We start from the raw sequence: 20,565 nt of genomic DNA, 5'->3' as shown, positions 1-20,565 counted from the left end.
GATTTTGGTTATTTTTGAAATGATCTCCTATAGGAATTTTATATTTTTTGTCATAACGGTTATCCCTCTACTGTATCGCTATGGAAGAAATGAAAAATTGTAGCATGAGGTATATCATCCTTATTGTGGAGTGAATTTTCAGATGAGAGATACTGCGCTAGTTAATGAGTTAGTTGTTGGTTAATTATGTGATTCAGGATGAAAATATTTTATTTAGATATGACGCTTCAATCTGCAGAGGAAAAAACCATCTGTATCTGTTGAGGCTGGTGTAAGGCTGCAACATCCATTTTCGATAAAAATTGGTTGATATTTTGTATGTCCATACAATGTATTCCAATCTTCAACCACAGAATCGATGTAAAAATGAGCATTGCGGGTCAAAAACTGATGTATTTGCTGGATATTTTCTTCAGGTAGGATAGAGCAAGTAACATAAATAAGATAACCGCCTGGTCGTACGAATTTTGATGCGTCATTTATAATTTTTGCTTGCTCTATGGTTATCTTTGCAAGATCTTTTATTGATAATTGCCATTTTGTGTCAGGTCTTCTTCTCCAAGTTCCGCTTCCAGAACAGGGAGCGTCAACCAAAACGGTTGTAAAATGTTCTTGTCGTTTGAGCAAAGATGATAATGCACTGTGTATTTGAACGTTACGTATCCCCGCACGTTTGATGCGTTCAACAATCGGCGTTATTCGATTCTTGATTCTATCCCAGACATGAATTTGTCCTTTGTTATTTAATAACATTGATAATGCCAATGTTTTTCCCCCGCTACCAGCGCAAAAATCCAAAATTTGCGAGCCGCTTTTGATAGCTGATAGTTCTGCAACGATTTGTGAGCCTTGATCTTGTACTTCAAACCAACCGCGCTGGAAGAAAATTCCATTTGTGATATGAGGTAAACGTGATGTCTTGTTTGTTGCAGGTATGCGAAGTCCGAATTGAGATATTGTGGAATATTGTACGCCATGGCATTGAAGATTTTGGAATAATTTTTGACGACTAACTTTCAGGGTATTGGTACGTAAATCTAAAGGTGCGCGTTCAGAGAGAGCTTGTATTTCGATAAGCCAATTTGATTTGAAATTTGATTGAATTGAAGGTAGTAGCCATTTCGGAATATTTGCTTGAACATGAAAGGGGGCATCTTCTAATTTTCGGGAATTTAATGATGAAAGTATTGATTCTTTTGGGATGGGAGTTGCAAAACGATCGTCTTTCAATAAGACGATGAGCTCCTCAAGTGGGATATTCCACTCCTTTATAATGATTGCATAAACTAGAGCATCAGGATTATCATGATCTGTTATATAGGCACTGGAAAGATATTTTCGTAGGACGTCGTAAACAATATTACCAATAATGGCACGATCTGTAGAACCAGCAAAACGGTTTGATATTCCCCAATCTTTTAAAGCATTTGCCACGGGTTGTTTATAAAGATCAATATGGTTGAGAATTTCAATAGCCGCTGTGATCTGTCCACCTAGGCGCATATGGGATTTCCTTTTTTTCAATAATGGTTTTGGAAAAATGGACACGTGATGCCATTAATGTTTTGGCATTAGACGGGTTTTTACACCTTAATCCATTACAAGGAGTGATCCAACTAGGCGAAAACACCAATTTTTCTAATCTTAGCACTGTAATTGCTAGGGTCAATGCAGAGCTTGATATTTCAATACATCTAAAAGAAGTTGACTGTGGTATGTCGTCTGCTGATATAGAATTGGGATTTAAAGAAGGGATAATGGAAATGAGCAGAGTGCCTGTCATTTTTCTCGTATTTTTTGTAGATGAAAGAGTAATGTGATAAGAGAGAAAATCGCTTCAACTTCACCATTTTGGAGAAGAAATTTTCGCAATTGATTTGATTGGCATCCTGTAATTTGCGGGAAATTGGTTTTTTTATTGACGTCCGATTTAGATCCTCTGGCAGCCACCATGACCGTTAGTATTAGATCTATGAAAAAGGAAGTTATATTTTCAAGGCATAAAAGGTGAATTTCTTTATGAGACTTCCAAAGGAATACTGAAGAATTATGTTCCATAGAAAACAATTGGATAGCGGGAATATGAAATTTTGGAAAATATTTTCTATTAGCAATGGGTATTGTTTAAATGCAAGAAAGTGTTTACGAACGTAGATTATGCATCCTTTGATTAGATTTGAAGACAATCCTCTTTCTATCAATCCCGTAGAACGGAGAGATTGGATAGTCGTGTTGCCTTTAGGGGCATACGAACAACATGGTCCGCACTTACCGCTGGATACTGATGCTATCATTGCCTCTGGTCTAGTAGAGCGTGTTTCTCGCATACTTCCTCCTACACTGCCTGTTACATTTATGCCGGTAGAGCCTATTGGTTATTCGGTTGAGCATATGCATGCTTGTGGGACCAGGACTCTATCTTACAGAGAAGCTATAGAGCGTTGGTTATCTATTGTAAGTCGAATTCGAGATCTTGGAATACGTAAATTTGTGATATTAAATGCGCATGGTGGCAATTCACCGCTTATATCTATTGTTACTACGGAGTCACGTATGCGTTTTTCGATGTTGGCAGTATCGACACATTGGACAAGGTTTGGAACGCCAGATGATATCATATCATTTGAAGAACAGGCAATTGGTATACATGGAGGAGAAATAGAAACAAGTGTAATGCTTGCTTTGGTTCCTCATATGGTAAAAATGGATTTAGCTGAAAATTTTTCTTCACGACAATCTGAATTTTTGCAAAAATTTACACATTTGCGTGCGTATGGATCACATAACTTTGGTTGGATGATGAAAGATCTCAATCCAAAAGGAGTCGTTGGTAATGCTATGGCTGCGACTGCTGAAAAAGGAGAGAGGTTGTTATCGCATTTTTCAGCAGCATTCATAGAGTTTCTCAAAGATATAGACGTTTTTAATATATCTTTTTTCGATTAGGAAAACTCTGAAGAACAAACCAGAATTATACCATGACTTTGCAGGAGGTATAAGGGTGCATCAAAATTTTAGAGCCAAACTATTTTAATAAATGATTTAAAAAAAACTTCTCTATTACTAAGTTTCTATATGTGTCATTCTGGACATAAGTTGAGCGGTGTAATCTACTATTGGTACGATGCGAGCATAATTAAGCCTAGTTGGGCCGATAACTCCAACGGCACCGAGGATGCTATCTTTCTCATTGTGGTATGCCGCAATCACTAAAGATGATCCAGATAGTGAGAAGAGTTTATTTTCAGATCCGATAAAAATTCGCACTCCAGAACCATTTTCGGCAAGATCAAGCATCTCTATAAGGAGATCCTTTTTTTCCAAATCATCAAAAAGAAGACGTATGCGATCTAGATCAGATTCTCCTGCGCCTTTCAGGAGATTCGAACGTCCGTGTACGATCAAGCGAGATGGTTTCTCTTTGTCACTTTTCTCTTCAGACCAAACAGCAAGTCCGCGTTCTACTAAATCATGAGAAAGGGCGTCAAGCTCGCGACGTACTTCATTTTTTAGTTTTTCAAGTCTCCTGCGAAATGATGCAAATGTTTTTCCAACTATTTGCGCATTCAAAAAATTTGCGGTTTCAATTAATTGGGAAGACGTGATGCCAGAAGGGAGGTTGATGATACGATTTTCTATTTGATTTCCTTCACCAACAAGCACTGCGAGTGCCTTCGTGGCATCAAGTCGAACGAAATCCACATGTTTAAGGATTAGATCCCTTTTGGTAGTAGAGACCAATCCAGCTCCGTGTGAAATTTCTGAAAGTAATTTGCCGACTTCATGCATAACTTCTTCGAGCGGTTTGCTAGAATCTGTATTTATGACTTTATTTTCAATTTCCACGCGCTCTACTTGAGATAATTCTCGTGTCTGCATGAATGTATCTACGAAGAAACGGAGTCCAAGCTGTGTTGGCAATCGCCCAGCGCTGACATGAGGAGCATAGATTAAGCGCAGACGCTCTAAGTCGCTCATTACATCCCGTATAGAAGCTGGAGAGAGTGATGTTGACAACAAACGAGAAAGATTGCGCGAACCTAAAGGTTCGCCGGTCTTTAAATATGTCTCAACTATTCTACAAAAAATTTCTCGATCACGTTCTTCAAGCGAAAAAGGAGAATCAGATTGTAACGTTTCCATATTATTTCATAACCCTTCTTATAACGCTGCTTAAGGATAATGAATTTGCATTTAAAAGACAAGAAAATACTATTTTAATGGGCTTATTTTGGGATTTGTGGTTTTTTTTATGTTTTTTATTAAAAATATGATACAATATCTGAAATTCTTGGGGGGAATACTATGCGTTTGTTGGATAGAAGAACAGATCAGATGCGAGAAATATCGTTTATACGGCGGTTTTCTAAGCATGCTGAAGGGTCTTGTTTGGTGAAATTTGGTGACACTCACTTGCTGACTACCGCTACACTTGAGGATAGGGTGCCGGCGTGGATACGCAATACAGGACATGGATGGATAACTGCAGAATATGGGATGTTGCCTCGTTCTACAGGAGATCGTGTTAGACGCGAAGCCGTTGGTGGAAAGCAAGGAGGGCGCACGCAAGAGATTCAACGTCTTATAGGGCGATCATTGCGCGCAGTTGTAAATCTTGCCGCGCTGGGAGAACGTCAGATTATTATAGACTGTGATGTTATTCAAGCTGATGGAGGTACACGTACTGCAGCGATAACTGGAGCTTGGATTGCTTTGCATGATTGTATACAACATATGGAATCTTGTAACAGTAAGATTAAATTATCGCATATCCTTAAGGATCATGTAGCAGCGGTTTCGTGCGGTATATCATCTGATCAGCCATTAGTAGATCTTGATTACGAGGAAGATTCGAAAATTGATGTCGATGCTAATTTTGTTATGGCTGGTTCAGGTGATATTGTTGAAGTTCAAGCAACCGCGGAAGGCGCCTCCTTTTCCCAGGAAAGATTTTATTCTATGATGACTTTGGCGAGAGAGAGAATTGCCGATTTGATAGCTTTGCAAAAGAAAGTGATATCTGGATCCGTATTTAATGCGTAGACTCAGTCAGAGAGATATTGTTATTGCGAGTCATAATGAAGATAAGATCAATGAGATTCGTGGTTTTGTTTTGCCGTTGAGATTGTTGCCGAAATCTTCTATTGAGTTGAGTCTCATTGTTCCAGAAGAAACAGGAGAGACTTTTGAGGAAAATGCAATCATTAAGGCCTTAAGTGCAGCTAAGATGACGGGAATTCCAGCGCTTTCTGATGATTCCGGTCTTATGGTTGATGCGCTTGATGGAAAACCAGGAGTGCATAGTGCTAGATGGGCTGAGACTATTGCGGGGAAACGTGATTTTCATATGGCGATGCAAAAGATTGAAGATGCTCTTGCCGTAAAGTCTATAGAGGATCCTTCGTTGCGTTCCGCATGTTTTATATCTGTTTTGTGTATTGCTTGGCCAGATGGACATGTGGAAAATTTTTTTGGAAGAGTGGAAGGAACAATTGTTTTTCCTCCGCGTGGAACATTAGGTTTTGGATATGACCCTATTTTTCAGCCAAAAGGTTGCAATCGCACTTTCGGAGAGATGACAGAACACGAGAAGAATTTCTTTGATCCTAATGGTAGTGATCCTTTGTCCCATAGAGCCCGTGCGTTTAAGTGTTTTTTTGACAATTGTTTGTGTATAGAGAATACATGAAGGAATCTTTTTCATCCGATTTGTTTGCACAAAATCCCTCTAGTTTAGGGATTTATATTCATTGGCCATTTTGTATTAAGAAGTGTCCTTATTGCGACTTTAATAGTCATGTGCGTCGTCAAGTCATTGACCAGGATCGTTTCGTACGCGCCCTTTTGACAGAGATGGCATGGATGAGGGAATTGAGTGGCTCTAGAACGGTTACCAGTATTTTTTTCGGAGGGGGGACTCCTTCGCTTGTATCTCCCAGAAATATTTCTATTATCCTTGAAGGTATTGGAAAAAATTGGAATTTACCATCAGATACTGAAATTACCATTGAAGCCAATCCGTCGAGTACAGAAGCGGATCGTTTTCTTGGTTACAGGAAAGCGGGGGTTAATCGTGTCTCTCTTGGCATACAATCTCTTGAAGATAGGGCATTACGATTTCTGGGACGTACACATGATGCTTCGGAAGCTATAGAGGCCATAAATTTAGCGAGGGATATCTTTCCACGCATGTCTTTTGATCTTATATACGCCCGTCCAGGACAAAGTATTGATGAATGGGATTCCGAGCTAAACAAAGCACTTTCTTATGCGACAGATCACCTTTCCCTTTATCAATTAACGATTGAACAAGGGACGATGTTCTATAAATTGCATCAAAAGGGAGTTCTAGAGCTTCCTGATGAAAATCTTGCAGCGGATCTTTATACGTTGACTCAAACTATCATGAATGCACATGGATTCTATTCTTACGAGATATCTAATTATGCTCGTCCTGGCTTTGAAAGTTTTCACAATCTTACCTACTGGCGATATGGTAATTATGTCGGAATAGGTCCAGGAGCGCATGGTCGTATAGATGTAGATTCTCATCGGATGGCAATTGCTGTAGAGAAACATCCTGAAAATTGGTTAAATATGGTAGAAAAAAATGGAAATGCCATTATTGAAAAAGAAATTCTCAGTTCTGAACAAAAAGCTGATGAATTTTTGATGATGGGTATGAGGTTGAAAGAAGGGATAGACGTCAATCATTGGGAAAAGTTGTCTGGACGCAGTTTGGATGTGCAGTGTGAAAAAACTCTTCAGGAAAAAGGGCTCATTGAGCGCATTGGCTCTTCAAGGTTAAGGTGTACTTCATCGGGAATGATGATCCTTGATGCAATAGTTACCGAGCTTTCTGCATAAAATCCATTTCCTTTTAGGCGCAATCTTAAAATGTGATTGGAGAACTTCTTCTTGTCTCCCCCGATTTCTCTTGGAATTGAGAATTTATATGTGTATAAAACGGTGGTAACGAGCATTTCCAATTCGTTATATCGTTGTTTTCCTGCGAAAATACGGATTTTATCTTTTTTATTCTTATTAAGATGGATCAGGATATCACTTTCTAAATGAGGAATGTTGTTGGATGCTATCCTCAATATGTGATCTTCTCACTGTGATTCAAGGGGAGGAAAAATATGTTGCCACTGATTTCTATAAAAGTCGGCGTTGGGTTCTCCTCCCATCAAAAACAAAAGATGCAACTATAAATTACTTTCTCGCCTAGCAATATAAGGTTGAACTCTTGACGACTTCACTAAAGGTAAAAAGGATTTTAGACCTTTCAAAAGTTATGATCGCTCTGTTGCTGATGAAGCCTTGAAAGATCGAGATGTTGGGCTATTTAAACGTTGCACAGAATGTATTTGCACATAAACAAAGGCTAATTTTTGATCATCCCCCTAATTCATGTCGATTTGATAGTTCCTGAGCTTAATTGAAAAAGATAACATATTCCGTAAATGATCTCAAAAAGATATCCTAAATCCCGGTTTTCTGCTTTCAGCAACAAGCTTTTTAATCTCTGTAACTATGGAAGAGAAACCTTTTTTCTTCAAGAGAGCATATAGACCCACAATTGTATTCCATACAAAGAAGAAAATAAAAAACAAAAACTTCTTGAGTAGGTTTAGCAAGGTGCTAGGGTAAAAAGATTGCGAAAAAGAAAATTTATTCATAATCTTTCAAGAAGTATTGTTTTATTTTATTGGTAGAAGACCAAAAGAATTTATTCCGAAATTAATCTTTTCAATAATTCAATTTCTTTTTTGAGAATTGTATCGCTTTCTAGAAGTTTTTCTACCTTTCGAACAGCATGTAGGACAGTTGTGTGATCTCTATCTCCAAAACGGCGACCAATTTCTGGAAAAGAACGCGGTGTCATAATTTTTGAAAGATACATGGCAACCTGGCGAGGTCGCACGATGGCACGGGTGCGACGATTAGACAAAAGATCATGGCGCGAGATATTATAGTGTTTTGATACCATGCGCTGTATATCTTCGATTCGCATCTTTTTGGTTTCCCCAGTGTTGACGAGATGTGACAGTAATTCGTCAACAATTTCAACAGTGAGAACTGGTTCAAAGGAATGGCGAAAAACAAGCTGATTGAATGCTCCATCTAATTCACGTCCACTTGTCGTCACAGTTTGTGCTACGTGCACAAGGATCTCCTCGGGGATACAAAATTTAGGATCTTCTTTTTGAGTTATTTCAAGTCTATTTTTGAGAATGGCAAGGCGCATCGCATAGTCATGAGAACCTAACGTTACGGTAACCCCTCCCTGGAGACGAGAGCGAATCCTTGGATCCAGTGATTCCAATTCAGAAGGGGCACGATCAGCCGCTACAACAACTTGTTTAGCGCTATCTAGTAAAGAATTTAGTAAGTGACAAAATTCATGCTGGATCAGTTTTCCTTGTAAAAATTGCATGTCATCGATTAAAAGCAAATCAATATTACGAAGGTTATCCTTGAGGTTAAGTGCATAGTTGTCGCGTATGGCAGTAGCAAATCGCCACATGAAATACTCAGCGGTTAAGTAGGCCACTTGCAGATTGTGTTTTTTTTCAATTGCAGAATTTGCGACAGCTTGTAGAAGATGTGTTTTTCCAAGTCCAACAGAAGCATGAATGAAAAGAGGATTAAAGCGAACCGTATAACCACTGGAATTTACCTCTGAAATGGTTTGAGCTGCAGCAAGCGCTACACGATTAGAAGCGCTGCCTATAAAGGTAGAAAATGTAAACCGACTATCAAGAGGAGATCCAAACAATGGGTTAGCCATCTGGTTATCTTTTACAGAAGATGTTTTGCCCGTATTAATTAGGGATGGTTTTGTGGTAGACGGAGGAGTGATGGGGGCGATTGGTGATGGCTTAGAGGGAACTAATGCCGCAGATCTTACAATGATCTCAACGTTCAAGATACGATTGCTTTCTTCCTGAAAAAGCTTCGTAATGGTGTCAAGATAGCGATTTTTAATCCAAGCTTTTAAAAAATTAGTTGGAACAGATAAGTATATTATATTGTGATATACTGATCGGAACTTAAGTCTCTGGAACCAGCTAGCATATACATCAGGTCCAACGTGATCTTTCAAGCGTAAAGCCACCTGCTGAAATAGCGACTCACATTCTTTTTCAAAACATTCGGTATTCGTATTGATATTTGAGGCGCTTCTGACTGCAGAATTGCCTTCTTGTATACAAGCGGATATTCCTCCGGATCCCATCTCTTCGCCTTTCACAATCACTGATTTAAAACGATAACCTGAAGTGTTGGTTTTATATCTTACATCACAACTTTGAGTGTCTATACAAGACGCCTCGTGCCTAGTCGAAGAAAGTACTCAATTTTATTTTTTACCCCTATTGGTTTTTTTACAATTCTTTCTACAAATCCATAAAAAGAATCGGTAAACGCAAATTTTCTTTCTTTCCTACTTTTTGGAAAGCTTAAAAACTCTTTTAGATTTATTACGCTACGATTCTATTTAGGCAGGATATGCTGATAAGATCAATGAAGATTTTTTGAGATAAGAGCACTTTAAGGGATTGACTTTTGAGAAGAGATCTTACGATTTTGTGTGCTTAAGAAAGAATCTCTTTTGAATCAATAGGATTCGAAGAATGTGAGTCTTTAAGGAGCTCAAAAATAAAATTTATGTTTATTAAAATAAAAAAGATAAGAATCTTATGTGATAATACTTAGCCGTATTTTGTCATTATAAATTGACTTCAGAGCTGATATAAAAAGCAAAGTCTCCGACTCAGTCCAAAAGGAGAAAACGGGAAAATTTCTCCAGAAATTACGAAACGCTTTTTTGACGAAAAGGGTAATGATTTCTTCTCAAAAATGTCAGAGGGCAATATCTTCAAGTCGAAAAAGGAACCGCCAAGAATTTCTCTTAGTGGTTCCTTTTGTCGGTTTTACTAGAAGGATCTTGAGAAAAAATCCTAAGAAGAAACAGCCATATTCTTCAGATGCTTTGATAAGCGAGAAACTTTGCGAGAGACTGTGTTTTTATGGTAGACTCCCTTGCTTTTAGCGCGTTGCATAAGGGACTGTGCTACCCTGAAAGCTTCTGTAGCTTCCTCAACATTACCAGAAGAGATTGCTTCATTTGCACGACGTGTAAAAGATCGAACAGAAGAGCGTCGACTTTTATTGATCAAGGTGCGACGAGCAATCTTGCGAACCATTTTCTTTGAAGATTCCGTATTAGCCATTCAGTGCCTTTCGTCAAGAGAATCGCACCCGAAGGAGCAAAAAGCACCAGAATAGAGAAACAATTTTCTTTATCTCTTTTCCTTGAGTGCTAAGTAAAACAATAAATTAAAAACCTGATGTACTTCTCATTTCAGAGAACATCGTATCCATGATAACCACAGAATACATTATCGTCAATATTATAAAACCTAGGTATTGGATGAGTGTATTATAAGCATATTCCCCAAGGCACCAACATAACCACCTAACGCAAAGGAGAGCTATATAACGTGAAACTAAAATCTTGTCGACATAACGCCATTTTTAAGAACAGACGATTCTAAAGAAGGCGTTTTTTATGTTGATGTGATCGGGCAATGCATGACAGAATACAATTAAGAGTTGTTATGATCATGGATCATTCCAGAGTTGTTACGCTCTGTAGAAATTTAGTGATGAATTGGATATAATGGCAAGGATATTCATCAAAAATATCATGGCACCAATAATAATGAGACCAAAGGACATAAGGTTATAAACCCTTAGCATTATAAGCACGAAGCCCCTGATCCATGGTAGGCACTGCCACTCTTTGAGATCACTACTCCACTTTTATCGTCGTCTTTGATCATTTTTCTTATTACATATTTTAATTTGATTCGTTGGTATGCCAGCCTTGAGTATATGACGTTCAGTTGGATTTCATGCCTTGCGGTGTTATTTTGTATGTCTTTCTATGCCTTTTTTGATAGCAAAAGTCATTTTTGACAATGTCCGCAGTAAAAAGTGGATCGTCCTGCCTGTACAATGCGACGTATAATATTGCCGCAATATGATGGACATGCTTTCCCTGTTCGTCCATAGACGGAAAATGAATGTTGAAAATAGCCTGTTGAACCATCTATATGGACATAATCACGCAAGGATGATCCTCCAGCATTGATTGCGTCGACAAGGACAGATCGGATTGCCCGAATGAGTATAGGAAGTTTTGAATTTGGTAAGCCGTTTTCTTTTACTAAGCTTCCTGTTTTTCTCATCGGAGATAGACCAGCACGCCATAGTGCTTCACAGGCATAAATATTTCCAAGACCAGCTACTATTTTTTGGTTGAGCAGTGCATTCTTTAGAGTGCCTTTTCGTTTATAAAAATGATGCGCTAAATATATTTCGTTAAATGCACTTTCTATTGGCTCTGGCCCTAGTCTCATAAAGGCAGGGTATTCGTTTATTAAATTCGTTTTCACTAAAGTCATGAATCCAAAGCGACGAGGATCATTATAGATGACGCGGTATTTTTGGATTTTGTTTTCAAGGTAGATTGTTACATGATCATGGCGTGGATTTTTGATTCGTTTTATGGAAGGAGGAATTGCTGTATGGTTTTCAATTATGAAAGAACCAGACATGCCTAAATGAGCGATTATTGAAAGATTTCCTTCGAGTTCAATAAGCAAATATTTCGCACGTCGAGAAATATTTGTGATTTTTTTCCCTTCAACCGAAGAAGAAAAATGAGGGGGGAAGTCAAAACGTAAATTTGTGCGATGTAGGTGTATTTTTGTTAAGGACATGTCTTTCATGACGGGCATAAGATTACGCCGGATTGTTTCTACTTCTGGTAATTCAGGCATTTGTCGATCCTTTTTAAATGTTTTTATAAAAGCTGTTTTATCGGATTTTCTCCTCATAAAGTTCGGGAATCTTTGGGTATGAAAGGTTGAGATTTTCGTATACAATCTCTTGGTTCTGGCAATCATCTGCTGAAAAGTATAGTTTAGGTGATCGTAAGTGCGATGTTAAGAAGGTTTTATATATTAGATTGTAAGAAATACGATCACTATAAGGAAAATTTTCTTTTTGAAAATATATCGATGATCTGTGTTTTGTACATTGATATTTAGAAATTCGGTAAGGAGTCAATAGACATGGTTGAAGACCGTTTTAATGCGGATAAGCAAATGGAGACTTCTTATGGATTTCGTGAAGTTTCAGCTGATATCAAGCAAGATCTAGTGAATAGTGTCTTTTCGAAAGTTGCTTTCCGGTATGATACTATGAACGATTTTATGTCTTTTGGATTGCATAGGGTTTGGAAGGATGCAATGGTAACATCTCTTAATCCCCGAAAGTCTACAGAGTATTGTGTTCTGGATGTGGCAGGTGGTACGGGTGATATTGCTTTTCGTATTACAGAAGCTTCGGATCGAAAAGCTCGAATAGTTGTAGCAGATATTAGCAATGCCATGCTTTCTATAGGAAAAGAGCGAGCTCTTAATGAGCGACTTCAGGATAATATTGCTTTTGTTGAAGCAGATGCTGAAAAACTCCCTTTTAGTTCCAATAGCTTTGATGCATGTACATTGGCCTTTGGTATTCGCAATATGCCACGTATAAAAACGGTTCTTCAAGAGATCTACCGTGTTCTTAAGTATGGAGGAAAATTACTCATATTAGAATTTTCAGCTGTAGAAGAGCCCGTTCTGAGAAAAATATATGATATTTGGTCATTTAAAATAATTCCACAAATAGGGAAATGGGTTGCAGGGGATGATGAACCTTATCAATACCTGGTTGAGTCTATCCGGAGATTTCCTAAGCAAGAGGATTTTTCTACGATAATCTCCGATGCAAATTTTTCTAATGTTTCATTTACAAACTATACTGGTGGTATTGTAGCCCTTCATTCTGGATGGAAGTTCTGAGGAAATAATGGGTATTTTTTTTAGAGGATATTATGATCTTTTACGGATAAGTTGGGTTTTAGTGCGAGAAGGTATTTTAGCATCGTTGCCTCCTGATCGCTTGCCTCTAGCAGTTGTCTTCATAAGAAAAGTTACGTTTCCATTGATGAAACGGAAGGCGAGAAATTTTCAAAGAAGTGATCGTTTAGCACGTGCTTTGGGGCGACTTGGTCCATCATACGTCAAAATGGGGCAGTTTTTAGCAACGAGACCGGATATAGTTGGGAAAAGATTCTCCGAGGACCTTTCTTTATTGCAGGATAGGATGGATTTTTTCCCTACAGATATCGCAAAGCTCTCTGTATCGTCTGTTCTTGGGCGTCCGGTTGAGGAGCTGTATTGCCATTTTGATGATCCGATCGCAGCGGCTTCTCTTGCTCAGGTGCATCCGGCGTTTGTTGAAGACGCAAAGGGACGTCGCAAAGTCGCTGTAAAAATTATTAGACCCGGTATACGGAAACGGTTTTCTCAAGATATTCAGACTATGTATCTTGTTGCGCGTATACAAGGAAGATTTGTCCCTTCTATGCGCAGATTGCGTTTGTTGGATGTAACAAACACTTTGGAACATGTTACAAAAATGGAAATGGATTTGCGACTTGAAGCAGCGGCTTTCTCGGAGCTTGCTGAAAATACAGCAAAAGACAAAGGTTTTCGAGTTCCAACAATTGATTGGAACCGGACAGGTCGTGATGTCATTACTATGGAGTGGATAGATGGTATAAGAATATCCGATGTGGAACAGTTGCGTGCTGCTGGAAATGATTTGAAACATTTGTCTGTCTCGCTTGTTCAGTCGTTTTTATTGCATACATTGAGAGATGGTTTTTTCCATGCTGACATGCATCCGGGAAATCTTTTCGTTGATTCAAAAGGATCTATTGTAGCAGTAGACATGGGTATCACGGGAAGATTAGGTAAAAGGGAACGACGTTTTCTTGCTGAAATAATATATGGTTTTATTTCACGAAATTATCAGCATGTTGCGGATATTCACTTTGAGGCGGGTTATATTCCTCCTCATCACAGCCCAGCTTCTTTTGCGCAGGCAATAAGGGCTATAGGTGAACCAATCCATGGGCAATCGTCAGAAGCAATTTCCATGGGGAAATTGCTAACAATGCTTTTTGAGATAACAGAGCTTTTCGATATGATGGCGCGTCCTGAGTTGATTATGCTTCAAAAAACCATGGTTGTTGTAGAAGGAGTTGCACGCATGCTTGATCCAGAATTCAATATGTGGGTGACATCTGAGCCCGTTGTGGCAGATTGGCTCCGTAATCATGTTGGACCAAAAAGCCAAATGTATGATTTGCGGGACGGGATCAAAACGGCTATGAGGTTTGTGCAAGCTGCTCCTAATCTCGCCGTGCCAGTAGAAAAAGTTGCCAAGGCATTTATAGAGGTTTCAGAAAGAGAAGATTTTCTTGATTGTTTAAAAAGAGAATCTCCTAAAAATACGGGCAGATTTTTGGAAAGAGTGGCTTTGTGGACTGCTGTTTTTGCTCTCATTTATGTTGTTTCTGGTTTATGATAAATATAGGTAGGTATTGGTCATGAGCCTTGTTGGAAAGCGCATAGTCCTGATTATGTCGGGGAGCATTGCTGTCTATAAGTGTCTGGATCTCATTCGGCGGATGTGCGAACGTGGTGTTGTGGTTATTCCTGTCCTGACGAGTTCTGCACAAAAGTTTATAACGCCTATGCTTGTGAATGCTATATCGAATAGCCATGTGTATGCAAAGCTATTTTCGTGCGAGCCTGGGAGTAATACAAATCATATTCAATTAGCAAGAGATTGTGACCTTTTGGTGGTGGCACCTGCATCTGCTAATTTTATTGCTCGCATAGCACATGGGATGGCATACGATCTCGCATCTGCCATTATATTGTCAAAACAAGATCGTCCCGTTCTCCTCGCGCCAGCGATGAATCCTACGATGTGGTTTAACCCGGCGACGCAACGCAATGTTGATATCCTGCGAAGAGATGGGATTTTTTTTGTTGGGCCTGAGGAAGGTGCTATGGCTGAAAATGATGAAATAGGCTTGGGACGAATGTCCGAACCCCTTGATATTATCGCTTGTATAACACGGTTATTAGGCAGAGAAGAAAATCTATTTTTGACAGGGAAGAGGGCTGTAGTTACTTCCGGTCCGACGTATGAACCGTTGGATCCTGTGCGGTATATTACCAATCGTTCTACAGGGCGTCAGGGACACGCTATTGCTGAATCCTTAGCACATTTTGGGGCAGACGTTACGCTTATTTCGGGTCCTGTATCGCTTGCAGATCCTCCGAATGTTAAGACTATTCGTATTGAAAGAACGGAGGAGATGTTTCGAGAGGTATTAACAACGCTACCTGTAGATATCGCTGTCATGGTATCTGCAGTTTCAGATTGGAGATTGCCAGAAATAGCAAAAACAAAAATTAAACGGCGAAATAGTGACGGGATCCTGAGATTAAATCTTATAGAAAATCCCGACATATTGAAGTCAATAGGACATCACAAATGTCGTCCATCTGTCGTGGTGGGATTTGCTGCAGAGACCCAACATCTTGAAGAAAATGCACAGGAAAAGTTATCTCACAAGGGAGCAAATTTTATTGTCGCTAATTCTGTTTTGCCAAAAACAGGATTTATAGGAGAAGAGTACAATCAAGTGAGTATTGTTTCTCCTGAAGGTATAGAAAAATGGCCAAAATTACTGAAGAAAGAGGTGGCACATAAGTTATGCTTTTTGATAGCAAAACATCTCAAAATAGAAGATATTGTCTCGGAAGAAAAACATTTTTAGATGATTTTGCAGTAAGTTGAGTACTAACATTGGAATTTCTATGGTGTTTAAGAAAGAGCAGGTTTCCCAGAGATAGGCGTTGATTTTTTGTGATAATTTTTGTGCGAAGAGGTTATTATAATCCCTTGAAAATTTCAAAGTCCTTTACTATGTAACTGTTGTGGATGCCTTAAAGGATCTTCAGTCTCCGCCTCTGGGAATTTTTATGAGGTGGATTGATTTAAAAAGTTGCTTCATAAAAGGAGGACCATTATGCGTGTGAATTTTTCCCCATTTTATAGTTCTACCGTTGGGTATGAGCCTATTTTTTCTATGTTGGATGGTTTGGGAAGGCCTGAGCAGGCTTCCTCTTATCCCCCTTATGATATAGAGCGTATCGGTGATAATGCTTATAGAATAATATTAGCTGTTGCTGGATTTGATGCTTCTGATCTTAATATAGAAGTTGATTCTAGCATGTTGATCATAAAAGGAGAGAAACAATCAGAAGATAAAGAGACAGTAGAATACCTTCATCGTGGTATAGCGAAGAGAGCTTTTGAGCGTCGTTTTCAGCTTGCTGATTTTGTAGAAGTTACATCTGCGTCTTTGCAAAATGGTCTTTTGCATTTAGAGCTTCTCCGTAGTGTGCCAGAGAAGATGAAACCGCGTCGTATTGAGATTGTACCGTCTTTGGAAAAGGCAAAAATCCTTGAAGGACAAAAGGCAGTTCCTGAAAAGACCAAGTCTTTTGCTGCATAAAGTCTTTGTTATTGTTTGATAAGGTATAGCAGGAAGGGAAGATAAATAATCGTCCCTTCCTTTTTGAAATCTCTGCAAGGTAATTGTTGGGATGGTATATTGGTTTTCCTTGTTTTTTGCATGTTTGATTTAAGTAATGACACATATCCCCTCCCAATTTTTAGGGAGGGGATATGTGTCATTGATTGACTCGTTTTTTGCAAATGAATATTCTCAATAAGGATAAGAGTGGAGAAAAAGGTGCGTTTAACTAAGCAGACTAATTATGGGATACGTATTTTGATGTATTGTGCTGTCAATGAAGGGCGTCTTAGTCGTATTTCTCAGATTTCTGATTCTTATGGTGTATCGAAACTTTTTTTGTCTAAAATTTTACAACCTCTTACGAAGGCTGGTATTATTGAAACTGTACGTGGAAGGAATGGAGGGATACGGCTTCGTCGCTCAGCCGACCAAATCACTGTTTTGGATGTCGTTAAAGTAACAGAAGAATCCTTTTACATGGCTGAATGTTTTGAGAAAGGGGATATAAGTTGTCCTTTGGTGGATAGTTGTGGCTTGAATTCCGTTTTAAAAAAAGCATTGAATGCTTTTTTTGAAGTTTTAACACGGCATTCTATTGCGAGTTTGGTACAGGGTCGCTCTCATCAGTTAAGGGATCTCCTATATATTGATAAACCTATACTTTCCAGAGTAAATATTTAAAGATTTTATGTCTTATTTCCAAAAGTATCATTTTTGGGAATTTTCCGAGATTATAAGATAATTCTTCTTGTGGTATCGCCTTATAGGAGGATCTTTTGCAGAAAGAGAGATTTTATTCATTGTGGTTTTTTTAAGTTGGAATCTTTATTTTTTGCGGTACGTTTAACTTAGCCTTTAATAATAATTTATCTATTTGGATTTGCGATGCCTGTTCAGACGAAGTAATGTGGGTTTTTCTATTGGAAATCAACAGCAGTTCGCTTTTTAGATTGTTTGTAAAATATCGCCTCATTTGGGAGATAAATGAGAAAACATTAATTCTATTAAACTCCATTATTAGCTCGCTATATTTAATGATTACATTGTCTCTGTTGGAATTATCGTGACCATATTTTGAAATAAATAGATTCTAGAGATATAGGATATATCCCTTAGTTTATAGGAAAAATCGCAGAAGATATGACCGTTGATGGAGCTGGTCCTGCTGTGGCTGGGGGGGAGGATTAATACACGAGATGAATTTCTTTCAATTGCTTTTGTCCAAGGATTGAAAGAGCAGAAGAAGAAAGACGCAAAGGTATTGCTATGTAGAATACCGATAACTGGATTTTGGCAACAATTCCGTTATTATCCGCCCATAGAAAGGGAAAGGGTGTTCAAAAACATTGCCACCAATGGTTAATATGTTCTACGATCCGCTGCATTTTGTATATGTTTGCGTGTAATCTTAGAGAAAGGAATATCTCCAGACTCTTTTATGAGGTGTTTTAAAAAGAGCTATTGCGTTCTTTCTTCGTGCCAGCACTTACTGATTGAAAATGATGACTTGGCTTGTATTGGCTGATGAGCCATTTAAGTATTTCCTCTCTTATCCGTGCTTATTTTGGTATAACGCATTCAGCAAGGGCACGAGAGTAAGCTTCTATAAATTCCTTTGTTCCGTATTTTTCTGGAATCCGTACTCTATTTGCCGTCTTCCCTAAAATACGACACTTTTCTTTCGTGTCTGCTGGTCTCATGAGACAGATGCGAGTATCGAAATTTTGACATGTTTAACGTCTCATTTCCTTATTATGTCATATCGACTAACAGTTTGGTTTTGCGTACTGCTTTCATTAAGAAAAATATAGAGTACTTATGTGGTTCATGCAGAAATTTTGGATATTTTTTTTGAAGAGATTCGTGGATCATGTATCGCGATAATTTATGGCAATAAGTTTTCTTTTCGAAGATTTTTAATTAAGGACAAACGTATTTCATTGCGTGTTTTCGTTGCAGAAAGTATGTCGGGAATATAGGCGTGCAATTCGAATATCAGTTTTCGATTTTGAATATTGGAAAAAACAATCGAAGGTGGAGGTTTTCTAAGAATTAGAGGAATTTCTTCGGCTGTTGTTTCCATGATTTCTATTACTCTTTGGGGATCTGCTGTCTCTAAAACTGATATTGATATATCAATGCGTCCAATCTTGTTTCGAAGGGTCCAGTTTCCAAGAGTAGCATTAATGAGTTGTGAGTTCGGCACTATTACGGATTGTTTTTGAAAAGTTTCTATTTCTGTAGCGCGCACTGAAATGTAACGCACTATTCCTTCTGCTGATCCAGACGTAATCCAATCTCCGACTTTAAAAGGTCTTCCTACAAGGAGAATGATACCAGAAACAAAATTTGAAACAATGTTTTGGAGACCAAAACCAATTCCAAGAGACAATGCTGAGGCCACTAGAGCAAAGCTGGAAAGATCTATTCCAACAACCATCATTCCTACAATTGCTGCGATGGAATAGCCAATGTAAACGATTCCCATTTTTATAGAATTGCGTATACCAATATCAAGTGTCCCATCAGGTGGTATGATATTTTTCTCTACCCATAGCTGAATTCGCTTTGTAAAAAATAATCCGAGCAAAAAGACAGCTACACCAATAGAAATATTGAGAAGAGAAATTTCAACATTTCCAATATGAATTGTGACAAGCAATTTGTAGAGTATGCTTTTCTGATCATCAAGGCTAAATCCCGAGGATTGTAGAATAGAGGATAAGCCAATCGCTATCGCTGATAGTTTTGTGCTCCATCCTACAGCTATGCCGATTTTACGGATCTTGTTTTCTGTTAATTGAAATTGAGTAGAAATCAATCTGCCTACAAAGGTTTTAGCAAAGAAGCCTTCTTGGACAATGCTTTGTCCCCCAAAATATCCAATAGACGTTAATATTAGTATCGTGATGCTGGAAAGAACCTGTTCCGATAGAAATCTTGCTAATCCGATATGCCCTGTCAGGGAACTGAGGATCAGTATAATGCCTATAATTCCCGCTAAGATTTTATAGTATTTTGTAGATTTATTTGAAACATAATTTTCAGTAGAGATAGGTTTTAAAAGTGATAAAGCGATAAGGATTATCCCGATGAAGATTGCGGAGATAAGAATGAATATAACGCAAGAATCGAATTCCCAATTAGCATTTAAAAATAGGCGATGAAAAATATCAATAATGCTCAGAAAGAATAGATACAACGATATGCGTTTTGCGGATTTATTGGAAATATTGATAGGTCTCCATTTTGCAGAAAAAGGAGAAAAGATGGACAGTATCGCTTTCAGAATTAAATGGAAATTGAATATGATTTTAGCAATAAAAATGAAATTTTCTTCTAGTAGATCAAATCCCTTTAAAAGGATAAGAAAAGAACACAAAAAGATTGCAACGGATAAGCTGGAAAAAAACGTAGAAAGACATGAAAATACAAGGCGATCAGCATAAGATGGGCTATCATTTGACCTTTTTCGTAGGATAGGAAATAGCATATTGCTTGCTAGATAGAGGCTATAGGATATGACAAGAGATATGCCAATGCAGATGAGGAAGTTGTGGAAATTTTCCTCCAAAATAACACGGATTTTGTTTGCAAATATTGTGAGATGAGAATTTATTTCTTGCTTAAAGATATGGAATTCATGCTGGATAGTGGTGGTATTTAATTTTGTGCGGTAAAGTAGGACTTTTTCTAGAATTTTTTGGCGTTTTTCGATGATGTTAGAGGAGATATTTTGTGCCAAATCATTGAGAGCGTTTGCTTCATGCAAAATAGCTATTATCTGCGTTCTTTCTGATATGAGATGCCTACGTTCATTAATGTAAACGGGATCATCTAAATTCTTGAGATATATAGAAGAATCGTTTAATTCAGAAATTTTCCCACGAATCTCGTTAAGCTTGACACGATATTTGGAAATGATATCTGCAATTTCCTGTTTTAAATCGTCAATTTGTATTTTTACCGTTACCAAGGAATTTTTATGAGTTTTCGTCTTCATTACAGCGTCGTCTAGCTCTACAAGGCGTTTTTAT

The 20,565-nt window shown here is 38.2% G+C and carries 18 protein-coding genes; 11 read left to right on the top strand and 7 right to left on the bottom strand.

Going from position 1 to position 20,565, the window contains the following annotated elements:
- Positions 1 to 213 precede the first annotated feature (213 nt).
- Complete coding sequence (locus H0G72_RS00945; protein WP_182016707.1) at positions 214 to 1,503, bottom strand: RsmB/NOP family class I SAM-dependent RNA methyltransferase; 1,290 nt, start codon at positions 1,501 to 1,503, stop codon at positions 214 to 216.
- 29 nt (positions 1,504 to 1,532) lie between these two features.
- On the opposite strand from H0G72_RS00945, the gene H0G72_RS00940 reads away from it, so the two are divergent.
- Together H0G72_RS00940 and H0G72_RS00935 are read left to right on the top strand one after the other, a co-directional pair.
- Positions 1,533 to 1,820, top strand: coding sequence for a beta/alpha barrel domain-containing protein (locus H0G72_RS00940; protein ID WP_182016705.1), 288 nt, complete (start codon positions 1,533 to 1,535; stop codon positions 1,818 to 1,820).
- A gap of 334 nt (positions 1,821 to 2,154) precedes the next feature.
- Positions 2,155 to 2,946, top strand: coding sequence for a creatininase family protein (locus H0G72_RS00935; RefSeq protein WP_409049302.1), 792 nt, complete (start codon positions 2,155 to 2,157; stop codon positions 2,944 to 2,946).
- 117 nt (positions 2,947 to 3,063) lie between these two features.
- On the opposite strand, the gene hrcA is transcribed toward H0G72_RS00935, so the two are convergent.
- A complete protein-coding gene (gene hrcA, locus H0G72_RS00930) occupies positions 3,064 to 4,143 on the bottom strand; it encodes a heat-inducible transcriptional repressor HrcA (RefSeq protein WP_182016701.1) in 1,080 nt (359 codons plus the stop codon).
- A 162-nt stretch (positions 4,144 to 4,305) separates the two neighbouring features.
- Here hrcA and rph point away from each other — a divergent pair, with 162 nt between their 5' ends.
- The 4 genes from rph (at position 4,306) to H0G72_RS00910 (ending at position 7,231) form a co-directional block, all read left to right on the top strand.
- Complete coding sequence (gene rph / locus H0G72_RS00925; protein WP_182016699.1) at positions 4,306 to 5,043, top strand: ribonuclease PH; 738 nt, start codon at positions 4,306 to 4,308, stop codon at positions 5,041 to 5,043.
- A complete protein-coding gene (gene rdgB, locus H0G72_RS00920) occupies positions 5,036 to 5,689 on the top strand; it encodes an RdgB/HAM1 family non-canonical purine NTP pyrophosphatase (RefSeq protein WP_182016697.1) in 654 nt (217 codons plus the stop codon). Before rph ends, rdgB begins: the two co-directional genes overlap by 8 nt.
- Positions 5,686 to 6,867: a radical SAM family heme chaperone HemW gene (gene hemW / locus H0G72_RS00915; protein WP_182016695.1), complete on the top strand. Its 1,182-nt coding sequence runs from the start codon at positions 5,686 to 5,688 to the stop codon at positions 6,865 to 6,867. Before rdgB ends, hemW begins: the two co-directional genes overlap by 4 nt.
- A 223-nt stretch (positions 6,868 to 7,090) precedes the next feature.
- Complete coding sequence (locus tag H0G72_RS00910) at positions 7,091 to 7,231, top strand: hypothetical protein (protein WP_182016693.1); 141 nt, start codon at positions 7,091 to 7,093, stop codon at positions 7,229 to 7,231.
- A 501-nt stretch (positions 7,232 to 7,732) separates the two neighbouring features.
- Here the strand turns inward: H0G72_RS00910 and dnaA are convergent.
- From dnaA to mutM, 3 genes are all read right to left on the bottom strand, one after another.
- On the bottom strand, positions 7,733 to 9,241 hold the full coding sequence (gene dnaA, locus H0G72_RS00905; RefSeq protein ID WP_182016721.1) for a chromosomal replication initiator protein DnaA: 1,509 nt from the start codon (positions 9,239 to 9,241) through the stop codon (positions 7,733 to 7,735).
- A 724-nt stretch (positions 9,242 to 9,965) separates the two neighbouring features.
- A complete protein-coding gene (rpsT, locus tag H0G72_RS00900) occupies positions 9,966 to 10,238 on the bottom strand; it encodes a 30S ribosomal protein S20 (protein ID WP_182016691.1) in 273 nt (90 codons plus the stop codon).
- A gap of 738 nt (positions 10,239 to 10,976) precedes the next feature.
- A complete protein-coding gene (gene mutM, locus H0G72_RS00895) occupies positions 10,977 to 11,852 on the bottom strand; it encodes a bifunctional DNA-formamidopyrimidine glycosylase/DNA-(apurinic or apyrimidinic site) lyase (RefSeq protein WP_182016719.1) in 876 nt (291 codons plus the stop codon).
- 294 nt (positions 11,853 to 12,146) lie between these two features.
- On the opposite strand from mutM, the gene ubiE reads away from it, so the two are divergent.
- From ubiE to rirA, 5 genes are all read left to right on the top strand, one after another.
- A complete protein-coding gene (gene ubiE / locus H0G72_RS00890; protein WP_182016689.1) occupies positions 12,147 to 12,923 on the top strand; it encodes a bifunctional demethylmenaquinone methyltransferase/2-methoxy-6-polyprenyl-1,4-benzoquinol methylase UbiE in 777 nt (258 codons plus the stop codon).
- 7 nt (positions 12,924 to 12,930) lie between these two features.
- Positions 12,931 to 14,496: a 2-polyprenylphenol 6-hydroxylase gene (gene ubiB, locus H0G72_RS00885; RefSeq protein WP_182016688.1), complete on the top strand. Its 1,566-nt coding sequence runs from the start codon at positions 12,931 to 12,933 to the stop codon at positions 14,494 to 14,496.
- Between the two features lie 22 nt (positions 14,497 to 14,518).
- Positions 14,519 to 15,763, top strand: coding sequence for a bifunctional phosphopantothenoylcysteine decarboxylase/phosphopantothenate--cysteine ligase CoaBC (gene coaBC, locus H0G72_RS00880; protein WP_182016686.1), 1,245 nt, complete (start codon positions 14,519 to 14,521; stop codon positions 15,761 to 15,763).
- Positions 15,764 to 16,012: 249 nt separating this feature from the next.
- Positions 16,013 to 16,504 (top strand): Hsp20 family protein, encoded by a 492-nt coding sequence (locus tag H0G72_RS00875; protein WP_310649467.1) that lies wholly within the window; start codon positions 16,013 to 16,015, stop codon positions 16,502 to 16,504.
- Positions 16,505 to 16,744: 240 nt separating this feature from the next.
- Entirely contained in the window at positions 16,745 to 17,209 is a 465-nt protein-coding gene (gene rirA / locus H0G72_RS00870; protein ID WP_182016682.1) for an iron-responsive transcriptional regulator RirA, read from the top strand.
- A gap of 878 nt (positions 17,210 to 18,087) precedes the next feature.
- Here the strand turns inward: rirA and H0G72_RS00865 are convergent.
- Together H0G72_RS00865 and H0G72_RS00860 are read right to left on the bottom strand one after the other, a co-directional pair.
- Complete coding sequence (locus H0G72_RS00865; RefSeq protein ID WP_182016680.1) at positions 18,088 to 18,228, bottom strand: hypothetical protein; 141 nt, start codon at positions 18,226 to 18,228, stop codon at positions 18,088 to 18,090.
- Between the two features lie 185 nt (positions 18,229 to 18,413).
- Positions 18,414 to 20,531, bottom strand: coding sequence for a mechanosensitive ion channel family protein (locus H0G72_RS00860; RefSeq protein ID WP_182016678.1), 2,118 nt, complete (start codon positions 20,529 to 20,531; stop codon positions 18,414 to 18,416).
- Between the last annotated feature and the right edge of the window lie 34 nt (positions 20,532 to 20,565).

The organism is Candidatus Liberibacter sp., assembly GCF_014048425.1.
In the GTDB taxonomy this organism is placed as follows: Bacteria; Pseudomonadota; Alphaproteobacteria; order Rhizobiales; family Rhizobiaceae; genus Liberibacter.
This window is presented reverse-complemented; position numbering and strand designations above follow the sequence as displayed.

What these genes read in the sequence shown, in the direction of transcription:
- H0G72_RS00945 (WP_182016707.1), bottom strand. Translation starts at nt 1,503, where the DNA reads ATGCGCCTAGGTGGACAGATCACAGCGGCTATTGAAATTCTCAACCAT.
- hrcA (WP_182016701.1), bottom strand. Translation starts at nt 4,143, where the DNA reads ATGGAAACGTTACAATCTGATTCTCCTTTTTCGCTTGAAGAACGTGAT.
- rph (WP_182016699.1), top strand. Translation starts at nt 4,306, where the DNA reads ATGCGTTTGTTGGATAGAAGAACAGATCAGATGCGAGAAATATCGTTT.
- rdgB (WP_182016697.1), top strand. Translation starts at nt 5,036, where the DNA reads ATGCGTAGACTCAGTCAGAGAGATATTGTTATTGCGAGTCATAATGAA.
- hemW (WP_182016695.1), top strand. Translation starts at nt 5,686, where the DNA reads ATGAAGGAATCTTTTTCATCCGATTTGTTTGCACAAAATCCCTCTAGT.
- H0G72_RS00910 (WP_182016693.1), top strand. Translation starts at nt 7,091, where the DNA reads ATGCTATCCTCAATATGTGATCTTCTCACTGTGATTCAAGGGGAGGAA.
- dnaA (WP_182016721.1), bottom strand. Translation starts at nt 9,241, where the DNA reads ATGGGATCCGGAGGAATATCCGCTTGTATACAAGAAGGCAATTCTGCA.
- rpsT (WP_182016691.1), bottom strand. Translation starts at nt 10,238, where the DNA reads ATGGCTAATACGGAATCTTCAAAGAAAATGGTTCGCAAGATTGCTCGT.
- mutM (WP_182016719.1), bottom strand. Translation starts at nt 11,852, where the DNA reads ATGCCTGAATTACCAGAAGTAGAAACAATCCGGCGTAATCTTATGCCC.
- ubiE (WP_182016689.1), top strand. Translation starts at nt 12,147, where the DNA reads ATGGTTGAAGACCGTTTTAATGCGGATAAGCAAATGGAGACTTCTTAT.
- ubiB (WP_182016688.1), top strand. Translation starts at nt 12,931, where the DNA reads ATGGGTATTTTTTTTAGAGGATATTATGATCTTTTACGGATAAGTTGG.
- coaBC (WP_182016686.1), top strand. Translation starts at nt 14,519, where the DNA reads ATGAGCCTTGTTGGAAAGCGCATAGTCCTGATTATGTCGGGGAGCATT.
- H0G72_RS00865 (WP_182016680.1), bottom strand. Translation starts at nt 18,228, where the DNA reads ATGAGACCAGCAGACACGAAAGAAAAGTGTCGTATTTTAGGGAAGACG.
- H0G72_RS00860 (WP_182016678.1), bottom strand. Translation starts at nt 20,531, where the DNA reads ATGAAGACGAAAACTCATAAAAATTCCTTGGTAACGGTAAAAATACAA.